Source organism: Pseudomonas sp. MYb118 (assembly GCF_040947875.1).
Classification (GTDB): Bacteria; Pseudomonadota; Gammaproteobacteria; order Pseudomonadales; family Pseudomonadaceae; genus Aquipseudomonas.
Map to the genome: position 1 here is coordinate 71653 of NZ_JBFRXN010000003.1, position 19711 is coordinate 91363.

Below are 19711 nucleotides of genomic sequence, written 5' to 3' on the forward strand. Positions count from 1 at the left end.
TTCTAACCTCGGGAGGAAGTCGGCGAGAACAGCCGTCATGGCATTTACCCATCAAACGGCCGTTTATTTTCATCGCAAGCCTTTTAAACGGGGCTTGTCAGGCAGTATCCATAAGGCGCGTGAAAAAAAAGTCATGCGCAGTGACGCATGACTTGTTTAACGGACGATTAAGTGGATGCTCAGGTCGTCGGGTCGAGCTGGCGGCCCATTTCGGTGATCAGGTAGGCCAGCGAGTCGGCGTTGTGCAGGATCACCTCGATGCGCATGGCCGGGTCCACCCGGTTCAGGAACGCGCTGCGAGCGTCGGCCATGGTCTTGCTGTCGGTCAGCTTGAGGATTTCCTTGCCCACATGTTCCAGGCCCGGGATCGCATCCAGGCTGATCCAGGCGCTGAGCGTGCTGTTCCAGTGGGCGAACAGCTCTTCGCGGGGGGAGGCCAGGGACAACGCCGTGCGCTGGAAGTCCAGCTGTGACTGTTTCATCGCCGCGCCATAGCCGGTGATCGGCGCAATCAGGTCGCTGAACGGCCGCCGGGCTTCGAGGGTGGCGATGTCCAGCGCCTTGGCGTAGATGTGCGCGAATTCGTGGATCAGGGTGGCCGCCTGGCTGTGCCCTTCGACGTTGAACGGTTCGGTCAGGCATGACTTGTACCAGTCGAGCCCCTGGTCAAAGAAGCGTTCGGTGAAATGCACGGCCTTGCGTGTGTCGTTGTCGAGGACGAAGGCGATCAGGTCGTTGCCCAGATGACGGGTCGAGCCCACCACGAAACGCTCGGAGCTGAGCAGGTCTTCGCCAGGGTCCACCAGGGCGTCGCAGATCGGCACGATGGCCTGCTTGATTTTGTCGAGCAGGGGGGTATCGACGCTGGCCACATCAAAAAACGCCTTGAGAAAGGTGTCCAGCCGCGTGCCCGGCAGCAATCGGCGTAACTGCGCCAGGTTGTGCAGGCTGTTGAACGCGTAGAAGCGCGCCATGTCGATGGCCTGCACGATCATCCGCGCCTTGTGCGGGTACAGCGCGCGGATCTGCTCCATGCCCCGCGCCTCGACGTTCAATACCCTGCGCGCCTGATAGTCGTTGGCGTAACGGTTATGGAGGGTCGACAGGGCCTTGCCGAAGTGCACGGTGTGTCGGTCGAGGTCGATGGCCAGTTGCTTGCCTGCGGTTTTCGCAAGGTACGGGCCGTTTTCCTGGTCGTTGACGATCTGCCAGACCGCGCCAGGCTTGGCGACGCGATAGACCTTGCCGGCGATGGCGGCGTAGTGGTATCGCGTTGCGGCGTCCTGGTAGGTGCCCTCGCTGGCGTCCTTTTTCAGGTCCTTCAAGGCCACGTCTGTCACTTCGAAGCGTTGCAGCGAGGTGCGCGCCGGCGCGGTGGGCGGCACGTCCGGCCATTTCGGCGCAACGGCCGCTGTGGCAATCGGCGCGGAGGGCGCGGGCGCCGGGCTTTGTGGGGGTGCGTCCTGCGACAGCCTGCCCAGCGCGACCATCTGTGCGCCGCCGTCGATGAAGGATTTGAGCGCACGTCGCCAGTGGCGATTCTGCAACGCTTCAGCGGAGTCCTTGAAGTCCTTGTAGGCGCCCCACAAGAAGCGCATGTAGGCCAGCTTGCCGGGCAGGATTCTGGCAATCAGCCTGATGCCCTTGCTGAACAGGTCCTTGGCCGCCTCCCAGTCCGATTGCCCGCTGGCCTGGGACCGGCTGCCGAGCAGGCGCGCCAGCAGGCGGGTGTTGTCGCTGAACCAGTGCTGCAACGCATGGCCCTGGATGGGCGTGGTGCCGAGGGTGATTTCGCTGGTTTCATTGACGCTGGACGTCAGCAGATTGCGGAACGAGGCCTGCTCGCCGTCCGGCAGCCGTCGCACGATCAGGTCCTGGAGGGCGCCAGGGGTATTGATCGCCGCCACCACCGCGGTCTCGTTGGCGAATTCGCTGAACAAGGGGCCGGAAAAGTACGGCGCGTAGAGCACCTGCGGCCCGGTCTTGCCGGTGCCGGGGCCGATCAGATAAAGGCCCAGGGCCTGCACGGCCTTGGCCCCGGTGGTCTTGATCAGTTCCAGCGGCCGCACCATTGCCCGGGCCCCCGCCACCGCGGCGCGGGCGATGGCGTCGGGCATGTCCAGCACCTGGGTGATCAACTCGAAGGCGCTGGAGGACAGGTGTTGTTGCAGTGTCTGGCTGTGGGCGTGGTGCAGCAGTTGCCAGGGCAGTTGTTTGACGAAGCGTGCCTGGCGGTCGGCGTCGGACAGCGCCTCGGTGACCTTTTGGGCGTAGTCGTCGGGAATGCTCAGCGACAGCAGGAGCTGGTTGATGGCGGCGGGGTTCAAGCCTTCGGGCAGGGGCCGCAAGGTGTTGGAGGTGACCCGGAAGCCGCTGCCCTGGGCGGTATTGACGTGGTTGAGGGCGAACTCGGTCAGGGTCTGCGCGGGCCCGGCCAGCGCCAGGTTGGGCGCGATGTTGATCTCGTCGGGGTTGAGCGATTGTCCGGGAAACCGCGTCGCCAACAGCGCGGTGAGGGTCTGGCGCACGTAGTCTTCGAGTGTGGGCAGGCCGTGCAGGTAATCCTTGTCGTCGACGATGCTGTGGCGGTACTGCTCCAGCAACTCGATGTGCAACTGCTGCTCGTCCACCGGCGCCAGGCCCAGCCAGGCCGGCAGCGATTGCTGGTGGCTGATGGCGTCGGCGATCCACTTGGCGCGGTGCAGGTTGGTGTCGATCAGGGTCTGGGTCAGGGTGTAGAACGCCTTGTTTTCCTTGTTGGTGCCCAGCTTCAGCGAACGCAGGTGCGCGCAGCGCGCCAGGAACAGTTCGATGGCCGACTGCATCAGGTGCTGCAGGACGTTGCCGCTGATCAGTTGCAGCGAATGCAGTGAATAGCGGCGATGGAAGTTGCGCTGGTCGGGGGCGAGGTTTTCCAGGAACACCAGGCGCTGGTCAGGGTCCGGCAGGCGCAGGTTCAATTGCTCGCGGGCGTGGCCCACCGAGCCGAAGACCTCCAGCCCGGCCCCCGGCGTCCACAGGATGGCGCGCCCGGAGTGCTCGACATCCAGGCCGCCGCGTTCGCTCAGCATGACGCACTGGGCCAAGGGCAGCAGCCTGGTTTCACCGGCGCATTGCAGCACCAGGGAAAACGCATCGGGGTAGAAGCCGCGGATGGCTGGCCGGCTCTTGCGGTCGGGCCGGTCCGGGTTGAACACCGTGTCGACCAGGTGCCAGTCGGCGTTGCGCAGGCTGGCGCTGAGCTCACGCAGGGTGGCTTCGCCGCGCAGGCCGACCGACAGCAGATGCGCCAGGCGCCCCTTCATGTTTTCCAGGTACTGGCGTTGCCCTTGGGAGGTCGCCACCGTTTGCTCGGCGAACTCGCTGCGCACCGGCAGTTCGACGTCTCGAAAGGTCCTGGCGTGGCTCGCCGCGGTGTCCGCCAGGACCATCGACGGAGGCTGGCCGGACAGCACCGGGCGGGTGCTCCAGCGTCCCTTGGCGTCCAGTGTCAGCAGGTGTTGGCTGAGCATGGCGCGGATGTCCAGGGCCTTGTCGAAAAACGCCTGGAGATTGACCGCGCCATCGCTGTGGCGGAACACCTGGAAGGCGTAGTCGAGGTTCTGCTGTTGCTTGTCGATGATCGCTTCGAACAGTTGGGTGAACACCCAGCCGGTCAGCGACGCGCCCGACACCTGTGCCTGCTCGAAGCCGATGAAGCGGGCGCGCTCTTCAAGGCTGAGCAGGTCGTACAGTTCGTCGTCGTGGCCGGCGGTGGTGGACTTTTCCTGCAGGGTGTCCTTGAGGTCCTGGTAGTCCTTGAGCACCTCGAACCCGCGGGCGGGGGTGTAGAGGAAGGCGTTGGCGCTGTCCTGGCTGATCATCAAGGCGCCGGCGAGTTCGACGTAGTTGGCCGGGTATTCCCACAGGCGCACCGTTTCCACGCTGAGCGTCGAGGCCGTGCCGACGGTTTGCTCGATCAGCGGTTGCAGGGCGCGGGCCTGTGCGGGGCTGACGATCTGTTCGTCACGCCTGTGCAACAGTTGCGCCCGTGCCTTGTCGCCGATGACCCGGCTGAAGAATGCCCGGCGGGTCGCACCGTCGGCGCTCATGCCATTCCAGAAACGCTGCAATTGCACGCCCAGACGAGCGGTCAGGGTGTCGGCGGCCTTTTCCATCAGGGTTTGCCATTGCTGCTGGTCGCGGGCCTCGGGCTTTCTGAGTGGATGGTAGAACTCGGGGCGTTGGCCGATCGGCCAGCGTCGGTGGCGGTAGTAGGACAGCAGCGCCTCGGCCAGGGACTGCGAGCTGATCCAGCGACGGTCGGGTGACTCTCGCGGTGTCGCTTCAGCATAGAAATTGACCACCGTGCGCCGCTGGTCCACGCCGGTAAACGCGGTTTTGAACGTGTCGTGCAGCAGCGCATCGAGCAGGCCGGCAAGGCTGGGCAACTGTTGCAACTCATCGAGCAGCGCCTGGTCGTTGGCCTGCTGATTGTGTTGGAGCAGGGCGCGCTGGTCGGCGAATACATCGCCGTCGATGGTCTCGAAGCCGACCTCGATGTCGCTGGCTGCCGCCAGGGTCTTGCGTGCGGACAAGGACAGGCAGGCCAGCAGGTCATCGTCTTCGTCGGCGCTGTCGAGGGTGGTTTTCAGGTGGCTGGACAGGCTCTTGCGACTGTCGAACTTGCGCAGGCCGCCGTAGGGCGTGTAGAGGATTTCGCCCTGGTCATCCGGCGTTGCGCTCAACACGAAACTGCCGGCCAGGGCACAGGACCATTGACCGCTGCTGACCCGGATGCGCTCGGCGCTCATCGCCGGGCTCTGCTGGCGGCGTAGCGCGTGGCTGGCCAGTTTCACGTGGGCGAGCCACTGGAAATCCTTGCGCGTCAGGCCGTGGACTTTGCCCAGATCCGCCCATTGGCCGGGAGATTGCAGGGCCTGGGGGAAGAACAATGGCGTGGAAGGTGTGGACATTGTCGAATCTCGTGCAGGGCGCACCCGAGTGCGCCGTTGGGGTGAGATTCGAGACTAAGAGCTGGCGGCGTGACGTTGGCGGTAGATAGTTAACGCACCCGGTGTGGCCGCACGCATGCACCCTTCGCGAGCAGGGTTGACAGGCTGGTGGTCGCCCGTGATTAATCAGCGGGTCTGCTACCTACGCTGTTGTTCCCTCCAATAATTAGTCTGGAGCTTCAGATGTCTGCGCCACACGATCAAGCGTCTACTGCGGTCTCGCACAACCTGGGTCTGGATGAGTTGACCGGGCTGCTTGAGAAGATCTTTTTACGCCACGGCACCTCGGCCGAGGTCGCCCGGGTATTGGCGCACAACTGTGCCGGCGCCGAGCGCGACGGCGCCCATAGCCATGGTGTGTTCCGCATGCCCGGCTACGTCTCGACGCTCAAGAGCGGCTGGGTCAATGGCGAGGCCGTGCCGGTGGTCGAGGACGTGGCGTCCGGGTTCGTGCGGGTCGATGCCGGCGATGGCTTCGCCCAGCCGGCGCTGGAGGCTGCGCGCCCGCTGCTGGTGGAAAAGGCCCGCAGCGCCGGCATTGCGGTGCTGGCGATTCGTAACTCGCACCATTTCGCGGCGCTCTGGCCGGATGTCGAACCCTTCGCCTATGAAGGGCTGGTGGCGTTGAGCGTGGTCAACAGCATGACCTGCGTGGTGCCCCATGGCGCCGACCGTCCGCTGTTCGGCACTAACCCGATTGCCTTCGCCGCACCACGGGCCGACGGCGACCCGATCGTCTTCGACCTGGCCACCAGCGCCATTGCCCATGGCGATGTCCAGATCGCCGCGCGTAAAGGCGAACGCCTGCCGGCGGGCATGGGCGTGGACAGCCTGGGCCAGCCGACTCAGGACCCGAAAGCGATCCTCGAAGGCGGCGCGCTGCTGCCGTTCGGCGGGCACAAGGGCTCGGCGCTGTCGATGATGGTCGAGTTGATGGCGGCGGCGTTGACCGGTGGGCATTTCTCGTTCGAGTTCGACTGGTCGAACCATCCAGGGGCGAAAACCCCGTGGACCGGGCAACTGCTGATCGTCATCGACCCGAGCAAGGCGGCGGGGCAGAGCTTCGCCGAACGCAGCCAGGAACTGGTGCGGCAGATGCATGGGGTTGGGCTCAAGCGCTTGCCGGGTGATCGCCGGCATAACCAGCGGGCGAAATTAATGGCCAACGGCATCGCGCTGGATGCGCAGACGTTGGCGGGTTTGCGGGAGTTGGCAGGACTTTGAATGGCTTCACATCACTGTGAATCTGCTTTTTGTGGGAGCGAGCCTGTCGAGTCGTCGAACCGTCGCGATGGGCGTCAACGATAACGCGGGCCGTCTGAATGCTCGCGGTGCCTGAACCACCATCGCGAGCAGGCTCGCTCCCACAGAGGTGTCATGGGTCTCGGGGGTTATTTACGGCCCAACAGCAGACCCACCACCAGGCCAAACCCTGCCGAAATCGCCACGGTCTGCCACGGATGACCACCGATGTAGGTCTCGGTCGCCTCAACCGCAGGCAATGTGCGGTCGCGCACGCTGGTCACCGAGTCACGGGCCTGCTGCAGTTTCTGCGCGATCTGCCCGCGCAGGGTGTCGGCTTCCTCGCCGACCAGTGAAGCGCTGCTCTTGAGCAGTTTCTCGGATTCTTCGATCAATGCCTGAAGTTCGCTGAACGCCTGATCCTTGATTTGATCCTCGGCGGCTTGTGCGACAGTTTTGCGGGCCATTGGGTTACTCCTTGTGGGTGATTGGGCAGTGAACAATGGAGTCTGCGGCGACGGGAAAAGTTGCAGTGATTTTGCTCGTAGGCTCGATCCAGTAAAAATCCAGCGTCGGGGATTTCTTCCTACAGTGTAAGATGACGCAATTTACGCAACAGGTAATTCCCCATGAGTTTCAATCTGGCCAACAAAACCCTTGCCGAGCGCGCGGAAATCGAGGACGAGAAGTCTCGCCTGTTCGAGTTGTGGCAGAGCAACCTGGGTAAAGCCAAGGGCGAAGCGGGGCGTCTGTTCGGTGAGCGGGCCAAGCGCAAGGGCAAGTGGGCCGAGTGGGTTCGCGCCGAACTCGATGGCATGTCGCCCCCGGAATTCGCCAACATGGTGCGCAGTGAAGTCAACCGCTTGATGGCCGCCAACAAATAAGGCCGCCCCTCAGGCGAAGCAGGCGACAATCGCCTCGCGCACTTTCAACACCACAGGGTCCAGCTGCGTGCTGGTGCGCCAGCCCAGTTCTACCGGGTAACGCGGCAGCGCCAGCGGGCAGGGCAGCAGCGTCAGGCCGCTGAGTGCGGCGATGCTTTGCGCGGCGTGCCCCGGAATGGTCGCCACGGCCTGGCTGCCCTTGAGCAGATGCGGCAGGGCGGCGAAATGCGTGGTGGACGCGCACACCCGTCGGCTCAAACCCACGGCGGCCAGGCCTTCATCGGTGATGCCGATGAAACCGCCCGACGACACCAGGATGTGCTCGCGCGCGACGAACTCTTCAAGGCTCAGGCTGTGTTGCCCCTCGGCGAGGCTGCGCGGGTCGACCAGGCACTGATAATCGCCTTCGCCGAGCACCTGCCGACTGAGCAGGCGTTCGGCGAACCCGCCGGCGGTGATCGCCAGGTCAATGCTGCGCTCCATCAGCGCCTGGGCGACGATCTGGCTGTGGGTCTGGCGGAAGATCAGGCGCAACTTCGGCGCGCAGCGGGCAATTTCCTCGATCAGCTGCCGGCCGTAGGCAATCTCGAAATCATCCGACATACCCACCGTCACCGAGCGGCCGTCGTACTGGTGCGCCGCCGGATCGACCATCGCCAGGCTCTGCCGGCATTTGTTCAGGGCTTCGCTGAGCACCGGCTTGAGTTGATTGGCCTTGAGCGTGGGTGCCAGGCCGCGGCCGGTGCGCACGAACAATTGATCGCCATACACCTCGCGCAGCCGACGCAAGGCCGCGCTGACCGCCGATTGCGTCACGCCCAGGCGCAGCGCCGCACGGCTGGCGCTGGATTCTTCATGCAGTGCTTCGAAGACTTTGAGCAGGTTGAGATCGAGGGTCGCGATATTCATCTGGTTCATATCATTCAGCAGCGAAACGGTCTTTATTCATGATCGCCGGCGGCCTGAGAATGAGCAACACCTGATGTGAATGGAGTGGCCCACATGCCCAAGTCAATCGTTGCTGCACTGCAAATCGGCGCCTTGCCCGGCGGCAAGGCCGATACCCTGGAACAGATTCTCTCCTATGAAGACGCCATCACCGAGGCCGGCGCGGCGCTGGTGGTGATGCCCGAAGCGTTGCTGGGCGGCTACCCGAAAGGCGAGGGCTTCGGCACGCAACTGGGTTATCGCCTGCCGGAAGGGCGCGAGGCGTTCGCCCGCTATTTCGATAACGCCATCGACGTGCCCGGCGCGGAAACCGAAGCGCTGGCCGGGCTGTCGGCGCGCACCGGGGCCAACCTGGTGATCGGCGTGATCGAGCGCGACGGCAGCACCCTGTATTGCACCGCACTGTATTTCGACCCGCAGGCCGGTCTTGTGGCCAAGCATCGCAAACTGATGCCCACCGGCACCGAGCGGCTGATCTGGGGCAAGGGCGATGGCTCGACCCTGCCGGTGCTCGACACCCAGGTCGGGCGCGTGGGGGCCGTGGTGTGCTGGGAAAACATGATGCCGCTGCTGCGCACGGCCATGTACGCCAAAGGCGTCGAAGTGTGGTGCGCACCGACGGTGGACGAGCGTGAGATGTGGCAGGTGAGCATGCGCCACATCGCCCATGAAGGCCGCTGCTTCGTGGTCAGCGCCTGCCAGGTCCAGGACTCGCCGCAAGCGCTGGGATTGGACATCGCCAACTGGCCGGCAGACCGCCCGTTGATTGCCGGCGGCAGCGTGATCGTCGGCCCCATGGGCGACGTCCTGGCCGGGCCGCTGCGTGGCGAGCGCGGATTGCTGACCGCCGAGATCGACACGGATGAACTGGTGCGCGCGCGTTATGACTACGACGTGGTGGGCCACTACGCGCGGCCGGATGTGTTCGAGCTGACGGTGGATGAGCGGGCCAAGCCTGGGGTGAAGTTCACTCGCTGAGCTTACTCCTTGCTGGATTGATCACTGTGGGAGCGAGCCTGCTCGCGATGGCGGTACATCAGGCAACAATCAAGCTGGCTGATCCACCGCTATCGCGAGCAGGCTCGCTCCCACAAAAGCTAAACATTACCAGGTGCCTACAGCCGCCCCCGGCAAACTCAACTTGCCACTGTCACTGAACCGCATGGTGCCAAACAACCCACCCGCCAGCTTGCCGCGCAGCACATAGGGCAGGTTGTCGAGGCTCTGCGTCTGGCTCAGCCCCAGGGTCTGGCGCAGCACCGAGAACGCCGAGACGCTCACCGGCACGCTCAGCACCGTTTCGGAAAACCGCGCAATCGAGCCCGCCTGGTCACTCACACCGGAGGCCAGCGGTTGGCCGTTGACGGACAGGTCCAGGGCGACGCCGTTGTAGTCGATGGCGGTATCGTTGGGGTTCTGCACGCGGATCTTCACGGCAAAACGCACTTCCATGTCCTGGCTGGCCAGCGGTTCGAACCCGACCACGTTGATGTTCAGCGGGTCGCGGTTGGGCAGCAGCGCGCAGGCGCTCAGGGTCAGCAGCAGGAGGGACAGGACAAGGGCAGGGACACGGCGCATGGGCAGACTCTCGAAAAGAAAAGGCCGAACCACGAGGGCTCGGCCTTGAGCTTGCCTAGCGGTTCAACTGTGCGACATCCCCAGGGGCGGCAGGTTCACCCTTGGCCGGGACATCCGGGTTTTCCATGACCTGGAGGATCGAGGCTTCCGGGTCGAAATCGTCTTCTTCCAGTTCGATGAATTCTTCGGGCAGGAAGATATTCAGCACGATAGCGCACAATGCGCCCACGGTGATCGGCGACTCGAAGATGTTGTGCAGCGCCTTGGGCAAGGTGCTCAACACTTCAGGCACGGCAGCCACACCCAGGCCCATGCCCACGGAAATCGCCACGATCAGCATGTTGCGCCGGTGCAGGCCGGCTTCGGCGAGGATCTTGATGCCGGCCACGGCCACGGTGCCGAACATCACCAGCTCGGCGCCACCGAGCACCGGCTTGGGCATCAGTTGCAGCACCGCGCCAATCATCGGGAACAGCCCCAGCAGCACCAGCAGGCCGGCGATGAACAGCGCCACGTAGCGGCTGGCCACGCCGGTCAGCTGGATCACGCCGTTGTTCTGCGCGAAGGTCACCATCGGCATGCTGTTGAACACCGCCGCCATGGCCGAGTTGAGGCCGTCGGCGAGCAGGCCGGACTTGATCCGGCGGATGTACACCGGGCCCTTGACCGGCTGGCGCGAGATCATCGAGTTGGCCGTCAGGTCACCGGCGGCTTCCAGCGGCGACACCAGGAAAATCACCGCCACCGGCACGAACGCCACCCAGTCGAAATTGAAGCCGTACTTGAACGGCACCGGCACGCTCACCAGCGGCACCTCGGGCATGCTGGCGAAATCCACGCTGCCCGTCAGCCAGGCGACGAAGTAGCCGAGGGTCAGGGCGATGACGATGGCGCCCAGGCGCAGGAACGGCACGTCCACCCGGTTCAGTACCACGATGGTGCCCAGCACCAGCGCGGCCAGACCGATGTGGCTGGCGGCACCGAGATCCGTGGCACCGAAGCCGCCGGCGATGTCGGTCATGGCGACCTTGATCAGCGACAGCCCCATCAGGGTGATGATGGTGCCGGTGACCACCGGGGTGATCAGCATGCGCAGCTTGCCGATGAATTGGCTCAGCACCACTTCGATGAACGCGGCGAAAAAACACACGCCGAAGATCGTCGAGAGGATTTCATCGGTGCCACCGCCGCGGGCCTTGACCATGAAGCCGGCACTGAGGATGACGCTGATGAACGAGAAACTGGTGCCTTGCAGGCACAGCAGGCCCGAACCGATCGGGCCGATACGCCGCGCCTGGACAAAGGTGCCCAGCCCGGAGACGAACAGCGCCATGCTGATCAGGTAGGGGATTTCGCTTTGCAGCCCCAGGGCGCTGCCCATGATCAGGGTCGGAGTAATGATGCCGACAAAACTGGCCAGCACGTGTTGCAGGGCGGCGAACACCGTGGCGGTCAGGTGCGGGCGGTCGTCGAGACCGTAGAGCAGGTCACTGTGGCGCGGAGCGGGAGCTTTTTCAGAGGCAATCATGGTGGTTTGCGTGCACAAAGGCGGCCGGGTCGGAAAAGGGAGGCGCAGGATGCCAGAAAACCTGTGTTACACAAATCAAATGATCACTGATCAACCCTGTGGGAGCGGGCTTGCTCGCGAATACGGTCTATCAGCCAACATTTAAACAACTGACCCACCGCTTTCCCTGTAGGAGCGAACTTGCTCGCGATAGCGGTGTGTCAAACAACAATTTATTAACTGACCCACCGCCATCGCGAGCAAGCCCGCTCCCACAGGAGGGCGTGTGATCCTTCAGGCAAACGCCCCCAACAAATCCTCCTCGAACGCCTTCTGCGCGTCCCCCGGCACCTGCGCGCGGTGGCGGGCCAGGTGGAAGGTCACGTCGAAACTCAAATCATGGCGGCGCACCGCCCGCAGCAAACCCTTGTCTTCCCAGCCGCGCGCAAAGTGCTCGGGCAGGTAGCCGACGTGCCTGCCGGAAAGGATGAAGGCGAGGGTGCCTTCGACCTGTTCCGAGCGCGCCGAGCAGCGCTGGCCCTGGAACGGCTCGTCGCTGCGCAGGAAGCGGTAGGGGTGGTCGACCCGGTCGCAGGCCTGCAAGTCCTGTTCGCTCGGCTGCGCTTTGTCGAACAGCGGATGCCCGGCGGCGCAGTACAGGTGCTGGGTTTCGATGAACAGTTCGCGGTAGTCGAACGCGCTCTGCACCTGTGAGAAATAGCCGATAGCCAGGTCCAGCCGTTGCTGCAACAGCAGGCGCTCCATTTCCCCCGGCATGGCGCTGATCAGCTCGATGCGCACTGACTCGTCGCGCTGGCGAAAGCGCCGGATCGCCTCGGCGACCTGTTGCAGCACGGCCTGGTCCAAGGCTTCGGACAGGCCCAGGCGCACCTCGCCGAGCAGGCGCCCGGCGACGCCGTTGGACTGATGCCGAAACACTTCGATGGACTGAAACAGCTCACGGGTGGCCAGCAGCAATTGCTCGCCCTTGGGCGTGATCCGAAAGCCGCCCTTGCCGCGACTGCACAACCGGTAGCCGAGGCGGGTTTCCAGCCGGGCCATCTGCTGGCTGATGCTCGACTGGCTCAGGCCCAGTTCACCCTGGGCCGCACTGAAACCGCCGCATTCGACCACGCTGACGAACAGGCGCAGCAGGTGCAGATCCACGTCATGGAGCTGGCCGAGCATCAAACATTACTCCCGGATAATGTCAGGGTAACTGACTTGGTATTTTTCCAATGTAACAGGCGCTGCATGCTGCAACCACTTCCCCTGGTCAGGTGTTCGTCATGGCTCCCTCATTCAAGCGCTGTGTTCCTGCGTTGTTACTCGCCCTGGCCGTGTCGGCCCAGGCTGCCGACAACGAGGTCAACCTCTACAGCTGGGCCGATTACGTGGCCCCCGAAACGTTGCAGCGGTTCGAGCAGGAAACCGGCATCCATGTGCGCTACGACACCTTCGATTCCTCGGAGGTGCTGGAAACCAAGCTGCTCACCGGCGGCAGCGGTTATGACGTGGTGGTGCCGTCGTCCAGCGTGCTGGCGCGGGGCCTGGCCGCCGGGGCGTTGAAGCCGATTGCCCATGAAGGCCTCAAGGGCTACGCCAACCTCGACCCGGACCTTCTGGAAAAACTCGCCGCCGTCGACCCCGGCAACCGTTACGGCGTGCCGTACACCTGGGGCACCCTGGGGCTGGGCATGAACGTCGAAGCAGTGAGACAACGCTTGCCCGACGTGCCGCTCAACAGCCTCGACCTGCTGTTCAAGCCCGAGTACGCCAGCAAGCTGAAGGACTGCGGCGTCGCGATCATCGACTCGCCCCAGGAGGTCATCGGCCTGGCGCTGCACTACCTCGGTAAAGATCCCTACAGCACCGACAAGGCCGATCTGTCAGCCGCCGACGCGCTGCTGCGTCAGTTGCAACCCAATGTGCTGTACGTCGCCAGTGGTCGGCAGATCAACGACCTGGCCAACGGCAGCGTCTGCCTGGCGCTGACCTACAACGGCGACGCAAGCATGGCGGCCGACCAGGCGCGCAAGGCCAACAAACCCTTTGAGGTGGCGTACCGGATTCCCCGGGAAGGCACGCTGGTGTGGCAGGACAACCTGGCGATCCCCAAGGACGCACCTCACCCCGAAGCGGCCCGTGCCTTCATCGAGTTTATGTTGCGCCCCGAGTCGGTGGCGGCGCTGACCAACACGCTGTTCTTCGCCACGGCCAACCAGGCGGCGACTCCGCTGGTGGATGAAGCAGTGCGCAACGACCCGGACATCTACCCGCTGGCCGATGTGCGCGAACGCCTGTACGCCGACCGCAGCATGAGCCTCAAGGACCTGCGCCAGCGCACCCGCCTGTGGACCGCTTTCCGTAGCCGCCAATAACGATCAGAAGGAGCACCCGATGGACGTCCCAGCACTCAACGACCAGGCCATGACCCGCGACAGTCTTTATGGCACGGCCGCGGAAAGCACCTACGCCGGCATCACCAGTTTCATGCGCCGTCGCTACAGCCGCGATTTGCGCGGGGTCGACGTGGCGGTCAGCGGCGTGCCGTTCGACACCGCCACCAGCAACCGCCCCGGCGCCCGGTTCGGACCGCGGGGCATTCGCGCGGCGTCCACCGGGATCGCCTGGGAACGGCACTGGCCGTGGGCCTTCGACCCGTTCGACCACCTGGCGGTGATCGACTACGGCGATTGCGACTTCGACTACGGCGCGCCGCACTCGACACCCGAGACCATCGAAGCCCACGCCGAGCACATCCTCCAGGCCGGTTGCGCGATGCTGACCTTTGGCGGCGATCACTTCATCAGCTATCCGCTGCTCAAGGCCCACGCCCGCAAACATGGGCCGCTGTCACTGATCCACTTCGACGCCCACAGCGACACCTGGCCGGACGAGGAGGGCAAGCGGGTCGATCATGGCACCATGTTCTGGCATGCGGCGCGCGAAGGGCTGGTGGATCCGTCGCGCTCGGTGCAGATCGGCTTGCGCACCACCAATGACGATCACCAGGGGTTTCAGGTGCTGGATGCGCGGCAGGTGCATCGCCGTGGGGTGGACGCGATTGTCGAGGCCATTCGTGCGCGGGTCGGCGATCACCCGGTGTACCTGACTTTCGACATCGACTGCCTCGACCCGGCCTTCGCCCCTGGCACCGGCACGCCAGTGTGTGGCGGCCTGAGTACGGTGCAGGCGCTGGAAATCCTTGGCGGTTTGCGCGGGATCAATCTGGTGGGCATGGATCTGGTAGAAGTGGCGCCGGCCTACGACAGCGCGGACATTACCTCACTGGCGGCGGCGACGCTGGCGATGGAAATGCTGTGTCTGTATGCCGCCCGACACAAGGTGGACCTGTAACCCTCTTGTGCCTGATCGTTCCCACGCAGAGCGTGGGAACGATCAATCGCTGGCGAATCAAGCCACCGCAATGACCGGCAGATCCAGCGTCTCAGCCCCTGAATAGCGCGGTTTCGATCCGGCAATGGTGCCATGGGGCACCCCGGCCTCTATCGCACTGACCGCCTCCAGTCGCGCCAGTTGCTGCGCACTCAATTGCAGGCTCAACGCCCCCAGCGTCCCGTCCAGTTGCTCACGGGAGCGCGATCCCAGAATAGGAATCAGAGCGGTCGTCGAGCGCCGGGCCTTTTCCAGCAGCCAGGCGATGGCGACGTGGGTCGGGCTGGCGTCAGCTTCAGCGGCGACGGCAAGCAAGGCATCGAGAAGGGCCGTCTCGCGGGCGCTTTTTTCAGCATGCACCAGCATGCCGAGTTTGCTCGCGCGGTTGTCACCGTCGTTGCTGCGGTACTTGCCCGTGAGGAAACCGCCACCCAGCGGCGACCACAACGTGGCCGCCAGGCCCAGGGCCTCGGCCATTGGCAGCATTTCCCGTTCGGCGGTGCGCTCGACCAGGCTGTACTCGACCTGAATTGCGGCAATCGGCGCAAAGCCGCGCAGTTCGGCCAGCACATCGGCGCGGGCGATCCGCCACGCCGGAAAGTTCGACAGCCCGGCGTAATGGATCTTGCCGGCGCGCACCAGGTCGTCGAACCCGCGCAGGATTTCTTCCATGGGCGTCACGCCATCGCTGATGTGCGCCCAGAACAGATCAATGTGCTCGGTCTTCAGGCGTTTCAGGCTTTCTTCCACCGCGCGCACCATGTTCTTGCGGCTGTTGCCCGTGTGGGAAATGCCCGCTGCCGGCGTGGTCCCGAGGCTGTACTTGGTGGCGACAACCAGACGGTCACGTTCAGGGCCAATGAGCTCGCCGAGCATGGCTTCCGACTGGCCACCCTGATAACCGTTGGCGGTGTCGATGAAGTTGCCGCCGGCCTCCAGGTAACCCTCGAAAATGCGGGTGGCTTCGTCGCGCTCGGCGCCATGACCCCAACCGGTTCCAAAATTGCCGGCACCCAGCGCCAGTTCCGAGACCCGCAGGCCGGTTTTGCGGCCGAACACTTTGTAATGCATGGGAAGACTCCTGAGACGAGACGCGTTATAGATGTTTCTAAGAATGTATTTAAGATGATGCTAGTCATGTATAACGTCAAGTCGAATTTTCCCGGCGGCAAAACACCCCCTGTCACTCCTGACATTAACTGACAGGAGCCTCTGCTAAGCTGCGCCAACCTCCCAAGACCGAAGTCAATCGACCATGTCTCGCACCACGCGTTTACTCACCCTGTTGCAAGTGCTGCGTGGCAAGAGCCGGCCGGTCACTGCGGCGACGCTGGCCAGTGAGCTGGAGATTTCCGAACGTACGCTGTACCGCGACATCGCCGAGTTGACCGCCCTGGGCGCGCCGATCTATGGCGAGGCCGGGATCGGTTATGTGTTGCGCAGCGGCCTGTTCCTGCCACCACTGATGCTCAATGCCGACGAGACCGAAGCCATCGTGCTGGGCCTGCGGTATGTCGACCAGCGCGGCGATGAAGTGCTGGGAAAGGCGGCGGCCGATGCGTTGGCCAAGATCGCCGCGGTACTGGCGCCGGAAGCCCTGGATGCGCTGCACAATCCGACGGTGCTGCCGGGCCCGCGCGGTTATGGCTTCGCCCCCAACGTGGTGTCGTTGAACGTGTTGCGTCAGGCGATCCGCGCGCAAGCCAAATTGCACATCGAATACGCCGATGCCCAGCAGGTGCCCAGCCAGCGATTGATCTGGCCGCTGGCGCTGGGGTTTCTCAACGAGGTGCGCATCATCGTCGCCTGGTGTGAACTGCGCGGCGCCTACCGGACCTTCCGTACCGACCGAATCGCGGCGGCGAGCGAGCAGGGCGAGCGTTATCCGGGGCGGCGTGGCGACCTGCTGCGCACCTGGCGCAAGCAGATGGAACTGGACGAGGCGGGGCGTTTCACTCCTGACAAAAACTGACGCAGGGCTGTTTTAGCATGGCCTCATCACCGATCAACAAGGAGTCGTCACCATGTCCAGTCCCGCCGCTTCGCTGGCCCCGGCCATCGCTGCCTACATCGCCGCGGCCAATGCCCGTGATACGTCGAAGGTCGCCAGTTTTTTCGCCGAGGATGCCAACGTGTTCGATGAGGGCCAGCACCAGGTCGGCGCCCAGGCCATCGCGCAATGGATGCAGGACACCGGCCAGCGTTACCAGCCAAGGTTCGAGGTGCTCAATGTGCAACAGCGCACCGGCAAGGTGCTGGTGCACAACCTGGTGTCGGGCACCTTTCCCGGCAGCCCGCTGGAGTTGCGCTACATGTTCCGGTTGAACGAGCAAGGCAAGATCGCGCGGCTGGATATTTCCCTGTAGTCATGGCGGGGCGATGGCATACTGCCGCGCATGAATGCCAACTCTCCGTTAAGTGCCTGGCAGCAGGCTGTGCAACAGAAGGGCTTCGTCCAGGACGAGGCCCAGGAACATGCTGTCTGGGCGCTGCAAAAATGCTACGAAGCGCTGTACCAGGGCGACCATGCGCAGGTACAGGGCGTTTACCTGTGGGGGCCGGTCGGGCGCGGCAAGACCTGGCTGATGGACCAGTTTTACCAGAGCCTGCAAGTCCCGGCCCGACGCCAGCATTTTCATCATTTCATGGGCTGGGTGCACCAGCGCTCGTTTCAGCTGACCGGCACTGCCGACCCGCTGAAGGCCCTGGCCCGGGAACTGAGCGCAGAAGTGCGGGTGTTGTGCTTCGATGAGCTGTTCGTCAATGACATTGGCGATGCGATCATCCTCGGGCGGCTGTTCCAGGTCATGTTCGAGCAGGGCGTGGTGGTGGTCTGCACCTCCAACCAGCCACCGGACGGGCTGTACTCCGATGGATTCAACCGGGAGCGCTTCACGCCGGCGATCGAGGCGATCAAACAGCACATGCAGGTGATCGCGGTGGACGGCGGTGAAGATCATCGTCTGCACCCCGGCGCCGGTCTGCAGCGCTACTGGGTGGCCGAACCGGGCCAGCCCGGTGCACTGGGCGACGTGTTCAAGGCCCTGACCGTCGGCCAGACGGTGTCTGCCGAGCCGATTCAGGTCGGCTACCGGTCGCTGGCCGTGGTGCAGGCCAGCGCCAGCGTGCTGTGGGCCCGTTACGCCGACCTCTGCGAGCAACCCCTGGCCGCCATGGACTTCATGGCCCTGTGCGACCGGTTCAAGGCTATCCTGTTGAGTGACGTGCCCAACCTCAGCGCACAAAAACGTCCGGGGCGCATTGCCCGTGGCACGGAAGACGGCGTCGAGCGGGTGGTGGCGGGCGACCGCGAGCTGCCGCAATTATCGGTGCATGACGATGGCGTGCGGCGGTTCATCGCGCTGGTCGACGAGTGCTACGACCGCAAGGTGCCGTTGTACCTGGAAGCCCAGGTGCCGATGCAAGACCTCTACACCGAAGGCTATCTGGAGTTCGCCTTTCGCCGCACACTCAGCCGGCTCCAGGAGATGCAACTGCAACGTTTCGCCGAGGCTTGAACCCAGGGAGCGCGAGGATGAATCAGCCCTTGTCCCATCATTTGCTGACCATGGCCTATCAGAACGCCTGGGCCAATCACCGACTGGCCAAGGCCTGGGGGCAGTTGAGCGCCGAGGAACTGGCGGCGCCACGGGTCAGTTTCTTCCCAAGCCTGCGCGCCACGCTCAACCACATCCTGACCTGCGACTGGTTTTACGTCGACGCCCTGGAACGGGAGTTGCGCGCCGATGAGCCGCACCCGGACTGCTACGTGTTTTTCAGCGCCGAAGAGCCTTTTACCGATGCCGCGACGCTGCGGCACGAACAGGTTCAGGTGGACCGGCGGCTGATCGCCTACTGCGAGCAACTGCGCGACGCCGACCTGGGCAAGATCGTCACCATCGCCCGCGACACGCCCCAGCACGACAGCCGCCTGCGCCTGCTGTCGCACCTGTTCGAGCACCAGATCCATCATCGCGGCCAGGTGCACGCCATGCTCAGCGGCACCGGTGTCGCACCGCCGCAACTGGACGAATTCTTCTGCGCCGGCGAATCCGGCCTGCGCGCGGCCGACTTCGCCGAACTGGGCTGGACCGAGGCGTTGATCTGGGGGCATTGAACCAGATCAGCCTGTTCGCGATTCGATGTCACATCCAACATCAATGGCGCCTGACCGACCGCCATCGCGAGCAAGCTCGCTCCTACAGTGGTCCGGGCATGCCGCAGGTTTTGTGACCGGCGCGCAACCTGTGGGAGCGGGCTTGCTTGCGATTCGGTCTCACATCCAACACCCATGGTGCCTCACCCACCGCAATCGCGAGCAAGCTCGCTCCTACAGAGGTCCGGGCATGCCGCCGGATTTGTGATCGACACGAAGCCTGTGGGAGCGGGCTTGCCCGCGAATCGGTCTCACATCCAACACCCATGGCGCCTGGCACGCCGCCATCGCGAGCAAGCTCGCTCCTACAGTAAAGGCCTTGCGCAGCCTGGAGTGCCCGCGCTAGGGTCGCCGCTCGCTGTTTAACGTGTTGTTGAGGGTGGAAATGGAATCCGCAGAAATTCTCGTGCTTCAGGCCAGCTACACCAACCCGGTGCATGCCGAGGCGCTGCGCGTGGTGTTGAATCATTACGCCGAAGACCCGATGGGCGGCGGGCACTCTCTGCCCGCCGAGGTGCTGGAACATTTGTCTGGGGAACTGGCCAAGCGGCCGCATGCGTTCAGTGTGCTGGCCTTTGTCGGGGGCGAGCCGGCAGGGCTGGTCAATTGCTTTGAAGGGTTTTCCACCTTTGCCTGCCGACCCTTGGTCAATGTGCATGATGTGGTGGTCATGAAGGCATTTCGCGGCTTGGGCCTGAGCCAGAAGATGCTGCAAAAGGTCGAGGATATCGCCCGCCAGCGCGGCTGCTGCAAAATCACCCTGGAAGTGTTGGAAGGCAACGACGTGGCCCAGTCGTCGTACGCCAAGTTCGGCTTCTCCGCCGGCATGTTCGACCCTGCGCACGGGCGGATGCTGTTCTGGACCAAGGCGTTGAATTAAACCGATTGGTGCCCCCTGTAGGAGCGAGCTTGCTCGCGATGGCGATACATCAGGCACCCATGATGTTGGATGTGCTGGCCACATCGCGAGCAATCGAGCGTCGACCGGCTGCTCCTACAGGGA

General features: G+C 63.9%; 17 protein-coding genes. 10 read left to right on the plus strand and 7 right to left on the minus strand.

Going from position 1 to position 19711, the window contains the following annotated elements; translation table 11 throughout:
• Window positions 1-179: 179 nt before the first annotated feature.
• Window positions 180-4955: a DUF6543 domain-containing protein gene (locus ABVN20_RS21745; protein ID WP_368557812.1), complete on the minus strand. Its 4776-nt coding sequence runs from the start codon at window positions 4953-4955 to the stop codon at window positions 180-182.
• 222 nt (window positions 4956-5177) lie between these two features.
• Here ABVN20_RS21745 and ABVN20_RS21750 point away from each other — a divergent pair, with 222 nt between their 5' ends.
• Window positions 5178-6218 carry an Ldh family oxidoreductase gene (locus ABVN20_RS21750; RefSeq protein WP_368557813.1) on the plus strand — a complete coding sequence of 347 codons (1041 nt, stop codon included), beginning with the start codon at window positions 5178-5180 and terminating at the stop codon, window positions 6216-6218.
• Between the two features lie 167 nt (window positions 6219-6385).
• Here ABVN20_RS21750 and ABVN20_RS21755 read toward each other — a convergent pair whose 3' ends face one another.
• A complete protein-coding gene (locus ABVN20_RS21755) occupies window positions 6386-6703 on the minus strand; it encodes a YqjD family protein (protein WP_192308529.1) in 318 nt (105 codons plus the stop codon).
• A 162-nt stretch (window positions 6704-6865) separates the two neighbouring features.
• On the opposite strand from ABVN20_RS21755, the gene ABVN20_RS21760 reads away from it, so the two are divergent.
• Window positions 6866-7120, plus strand: coding sequence for a hypothetical protein (locus tag ABVN20_RS21760; protein WP_368557814.1), 255 nt, complete (start codon window positions 6866-6868; stop codon window positions 7118-7120).
• A gap of 9 nt (window positions 7121-7129) precedes the next feature.
• On the opposite strand, the gene ABVN20_RS21765 is transcribed toward ABVN20_RS21760, so the two are convergent.
• Window positions 7130-8038, minus strand: a complete 909-nt coding sequence (locus tag ABVN20_RS21765; RefSeq protein WP_368557815.1) for a LysR family transcriptional regulator — start codon at window positions 8036-8038, stop codon at window positions 7130-7132.
• A gap of 84 nt (window positions 8039-8122) precedes the next feature.
• On the opposite strand from ABVN20_RS21765, the gene ABVN20_RS21770 reads away from it, so the two are divergent.
• Window positions 8123-9046 (plus strand): carbon-nitrogen hydrolase family protein, encoded by a 924-nt coding sequence (locus ABVN20_RS21770; protein WP_368557816.1) that lies wholly within the window; start codon window positions 8123-8125, stop codon window positions 9044-9046.
• Window positions 9047-9172: 126 nt separating this feature from the next.
• Here the strand turns inward: ABVN20_RS21770 and ABVN20_RS21775 are convergent, their stop codons facing one another.
• The 3 genes from ABVN20_RS21775 to ABVN20_RS21785 all read right to left on the minus strand — a co-directional run bounded on the left by ABVN20_RS21775 (window position 9173) and on the right by ABVN20_RS21785 (window position 12341).
• Complete coding sequence (locus tag ABVN20_RS21775) at window positions 9173-9646, minus strand: LEA type 2 family protein (protein WP_368557817.1); 474 nt, start codon at window positions 9644-9646, stop codon at window positions 9173-9175.
• A 55-nt stretch (window positions 9647-9701) separates the two neighbouring features.
• Window positions 9702-11174, minus strand: coding sequence for a nucleobase:cation symporter-2 family protein (locus tag ABVN20_RS21780; protein WP_368557818.1), 1473 nt, complete (start codon window positions 11172-11174; stop codon window positions 9702-9704).
• Between the two features lie 273 nt (window positions 11175-11447).
• Window positions 11448-12341, minus strand: coding sequence for a LysR family transcriptional regulator (locus ABVN20_RS21785; protein WP_368557819.1), 894 nt, complete (start codon window positions 12339-12341; stop codon window positions 11448-11450).
• 101 nt (window positions 12342-12442) lie between these two features.
• Between ABVN20_RS21785 and ABVN20_RS21790 the strand changes: the two genes are divergently transcribed.
• Both ABVN20_RS21790 and speB read left to right on the plus strand, forming a co-directional pair.
• On the plus strand, window positions 12443-13534 hold the full coding sequence (locus ABVN20_RS21790; protein ID WP_368557820.1) for a polyamine ABC transporter substrate-binding protein: 1092 nt from the start codon (window positions 12443-12445) through the stop codon (window positions 13532-13534).
• A 19-nt stretch (window positions 13535-13553) separates the two neighbouring features.
• Window positions 13554-14513, plus strand: coding sequence for an agmatinase (gene speB / locus ABVN20_RS21795; protein ID WP_368557821.1), 960 nt, complete (start codon window positions 13554-13556; stop codon window positions 14511-14513).
• 57 nt (window positions 14514-14570) lie between these two features.
• Here speB and ABVN20_RS21800 read toward each other — a convergent pair whose 3' ends face one another.
• On the minus strand, window positions 14571-15623 hold the full coding sequence (locus ABVN20_RS21800) for an aldo/keto reductase (RefSeq protein WP_368557822.1): 1053 nt from the start codon (window positions 15621-15623) through the stop codon (window positions 14571-14573).
• Window positions 15624-15807: 184 nt separating this feature from the next.
• On the opposite strand from ABVN20_RS21800, the gene ABVN20_RS21805 reads away from it, so the two are divergent.
• The 5 genes from ABVN20_RS21805 (at window position 15808) to ABVN20_RS21825 (ending at window position 19588) form a co-directional block, all read left to right on the plus strand.
• The gene (locus ABVN20_RS21805; protein WP_368557823.1) at window positions 15808-16524 is read left to right on the plus strand and encodes a helix-turn-helix transcriptional regulator; all 717 of its coding nucleotides are present in this window, start codon (window positions 15808-15810) and stop codon (window positions 16522-16524) included.
• A 52-nt stretch (window positions 16525-16576) separates the two neighbouring features.
• Window positions 16577-16918 (plus strand): nuclear transport factor 2 family protein, encoded by a 342-nt coding sequence (locus tag ABVN20_RS21810; protein ID WP_368557824.1) that lies wholly within the window; start codon window positions 16577-16579, stop codon window positions 16916-16918.
• Between the two features lie 30 nt (window positions 16919-16948).
• On the plus strand, window positions 16949-18070 hold the full coding sequence (zapE, locus tag ABVN20_RS21815; RefSeq protein ID WP_368557825.1) for a cell division protein ZapE: 1122 nt from the start codon (window positions 16949-16951) through the stop codon (window positions 18068-18070).
• A 17-nt stretch (window positions 18071-18087) separates the two neighbouring features.
• The gene (locus ABVN20_RS21820) at window positions 18088-18669 is read left to right on the plus strand and encodes a DinB family protein (protein ID WP_368557826.1); all 582 of its coding nucleotides are present in this window, start codon (window positions 18088-18090) and stop codon (window positions 18667-18669) included.
• Between the two features lie 424 nt (window positions 18670-19093).
• Entirely contained in the window at window positions 19094-19588 is a 495-nt protein-coding gene (locus ABVN20_RS21825; protein ID WP_368557827.1) for a GNAT family N-acetyltransferase, read from the plus strand.
• Window positions 19589-19711 lie beyond the last annotated feature (123 nt).

Bases quoted from the DNA above. Each gene is read 5' to 3' on its own strand.
- ABVN20_RS21745 (WP_368557812.1), bottom strand. From the start codon at position 4,955: ATGTCCACACCTTCCACGCCATTGTTCTTCCCCCAGGCCCTGCAATCT.
- ABVN20_RS21750 (WP_368557813.1), top strand. From the start codon at position 5,178: ATGTCTGCGCCACACGATCAAGCGTCTACTGCGGTCTCGCACAACCTG.
- ABVN20_RS21755 (WP_192308529.1), bottom strand. From the start codon at position 6,703: ATGGCCCGCAAAACTGTCGCACAAGCCGCCGAGGATCAAATCAAGGAT.
- ABVN20_RS21760 (WP_368557814.1), top strand. From the start codon at position 6,866: ATGAGTTTCAATCTGGCCAACAAAACCCTTGCCGAGCGCGCGGAAATC.
- ABVN20_RS21765 (WP_368557815.1), bottom strand. From the start codon at position 8,038: ATGAACCAGATGAATATCGCGACCCTCGATCTCAACCTGCTCAAAGTC.
- ABVN20_RS21770 (WP_368557816.1), top strand. From the start codon at position 8,123: ATGCCCAAGTCAATCGTTGCTGCACTGCAAATCGGCGCCTTGCCCGGC.
- ABVN20_RS21775 (WP_368557817.1), bottom strand. From the start codon at position 9,646: ATGCGCCGTGTCCCTGCCCTTGTCCTGTCCCTCCTGCTGCTGACCCTG.
- ABVN20_RS21780 (WP_368557818.1), bottom strand. From the start codon at position 11,174: ATGATTGCCTCTGAAAAAGCTCCCGCTCCGCGCCACAGTGACCTGCTC.
- ABVN20_RS21785 (WP_368557819.1), bottom strand. From the start codon at position 12,341: ATGCTCGGCCAGCTCCATGACGTGGATCTGCACCTGCTGCGCCTGTTC.
- ABVN20_RS21790 (WP_368557820.1), top strand. From the start codon at position 12,443: ATGGCTCCCTCATTCAAGCGCTGTGTTCCTGCGTTGTTACTCGCCCTG.
- speB (WP_368557821.1), top strand. From the start codon at position 13,554: ATGGACGTCCCAGCACTCAACGACCAGGCCATGACCCGCGACAGTCTT.
- ABVN20_RS21800 (WP_368557822.1), bottom strand. From the start codon at position 15,623: ATGCATTACAAAGTGTTCGGCCGCAAAACCGGCCTGCGGGTCTCGGAA.
- ABVN20_RS21805 (WP_368557823.1), top strand. From the start codon at position 15,808: ATGTCTCGCACCACGCGTTTACTCACCCTGTTGCAAGTGCTGCGTGGC.
- ABVN20_RS21810 (WP_368557824.1), top strand. From the start codon at position 16,577: ATGTCCAGTCCCGCCGCTTCGCTGGCCCCGGCCATCGCTGCCTACATC.
- zapE (WP_368557825.1), top strand. From the start codon at position 16,949: ATGAATGCCAACTCTCCGTTAAGTGCCTGGCAGCAGGCTGTGCAACAG.
- ABVN20_RS21820 (WP_368557826.1), top strand. From the start codon at position 18,088: ATGAATCAGCCCTTGTCCCATCATTTGCTGACCATGGCCTATCAGAAC.
- ABVN20_RS21825 (WP_368557827.1), top strand. From the start codon at position 19,094: ATGGAATCCGCAGAAATTCTCGTGCTTCAGGCCAGCTACACCAACCCG.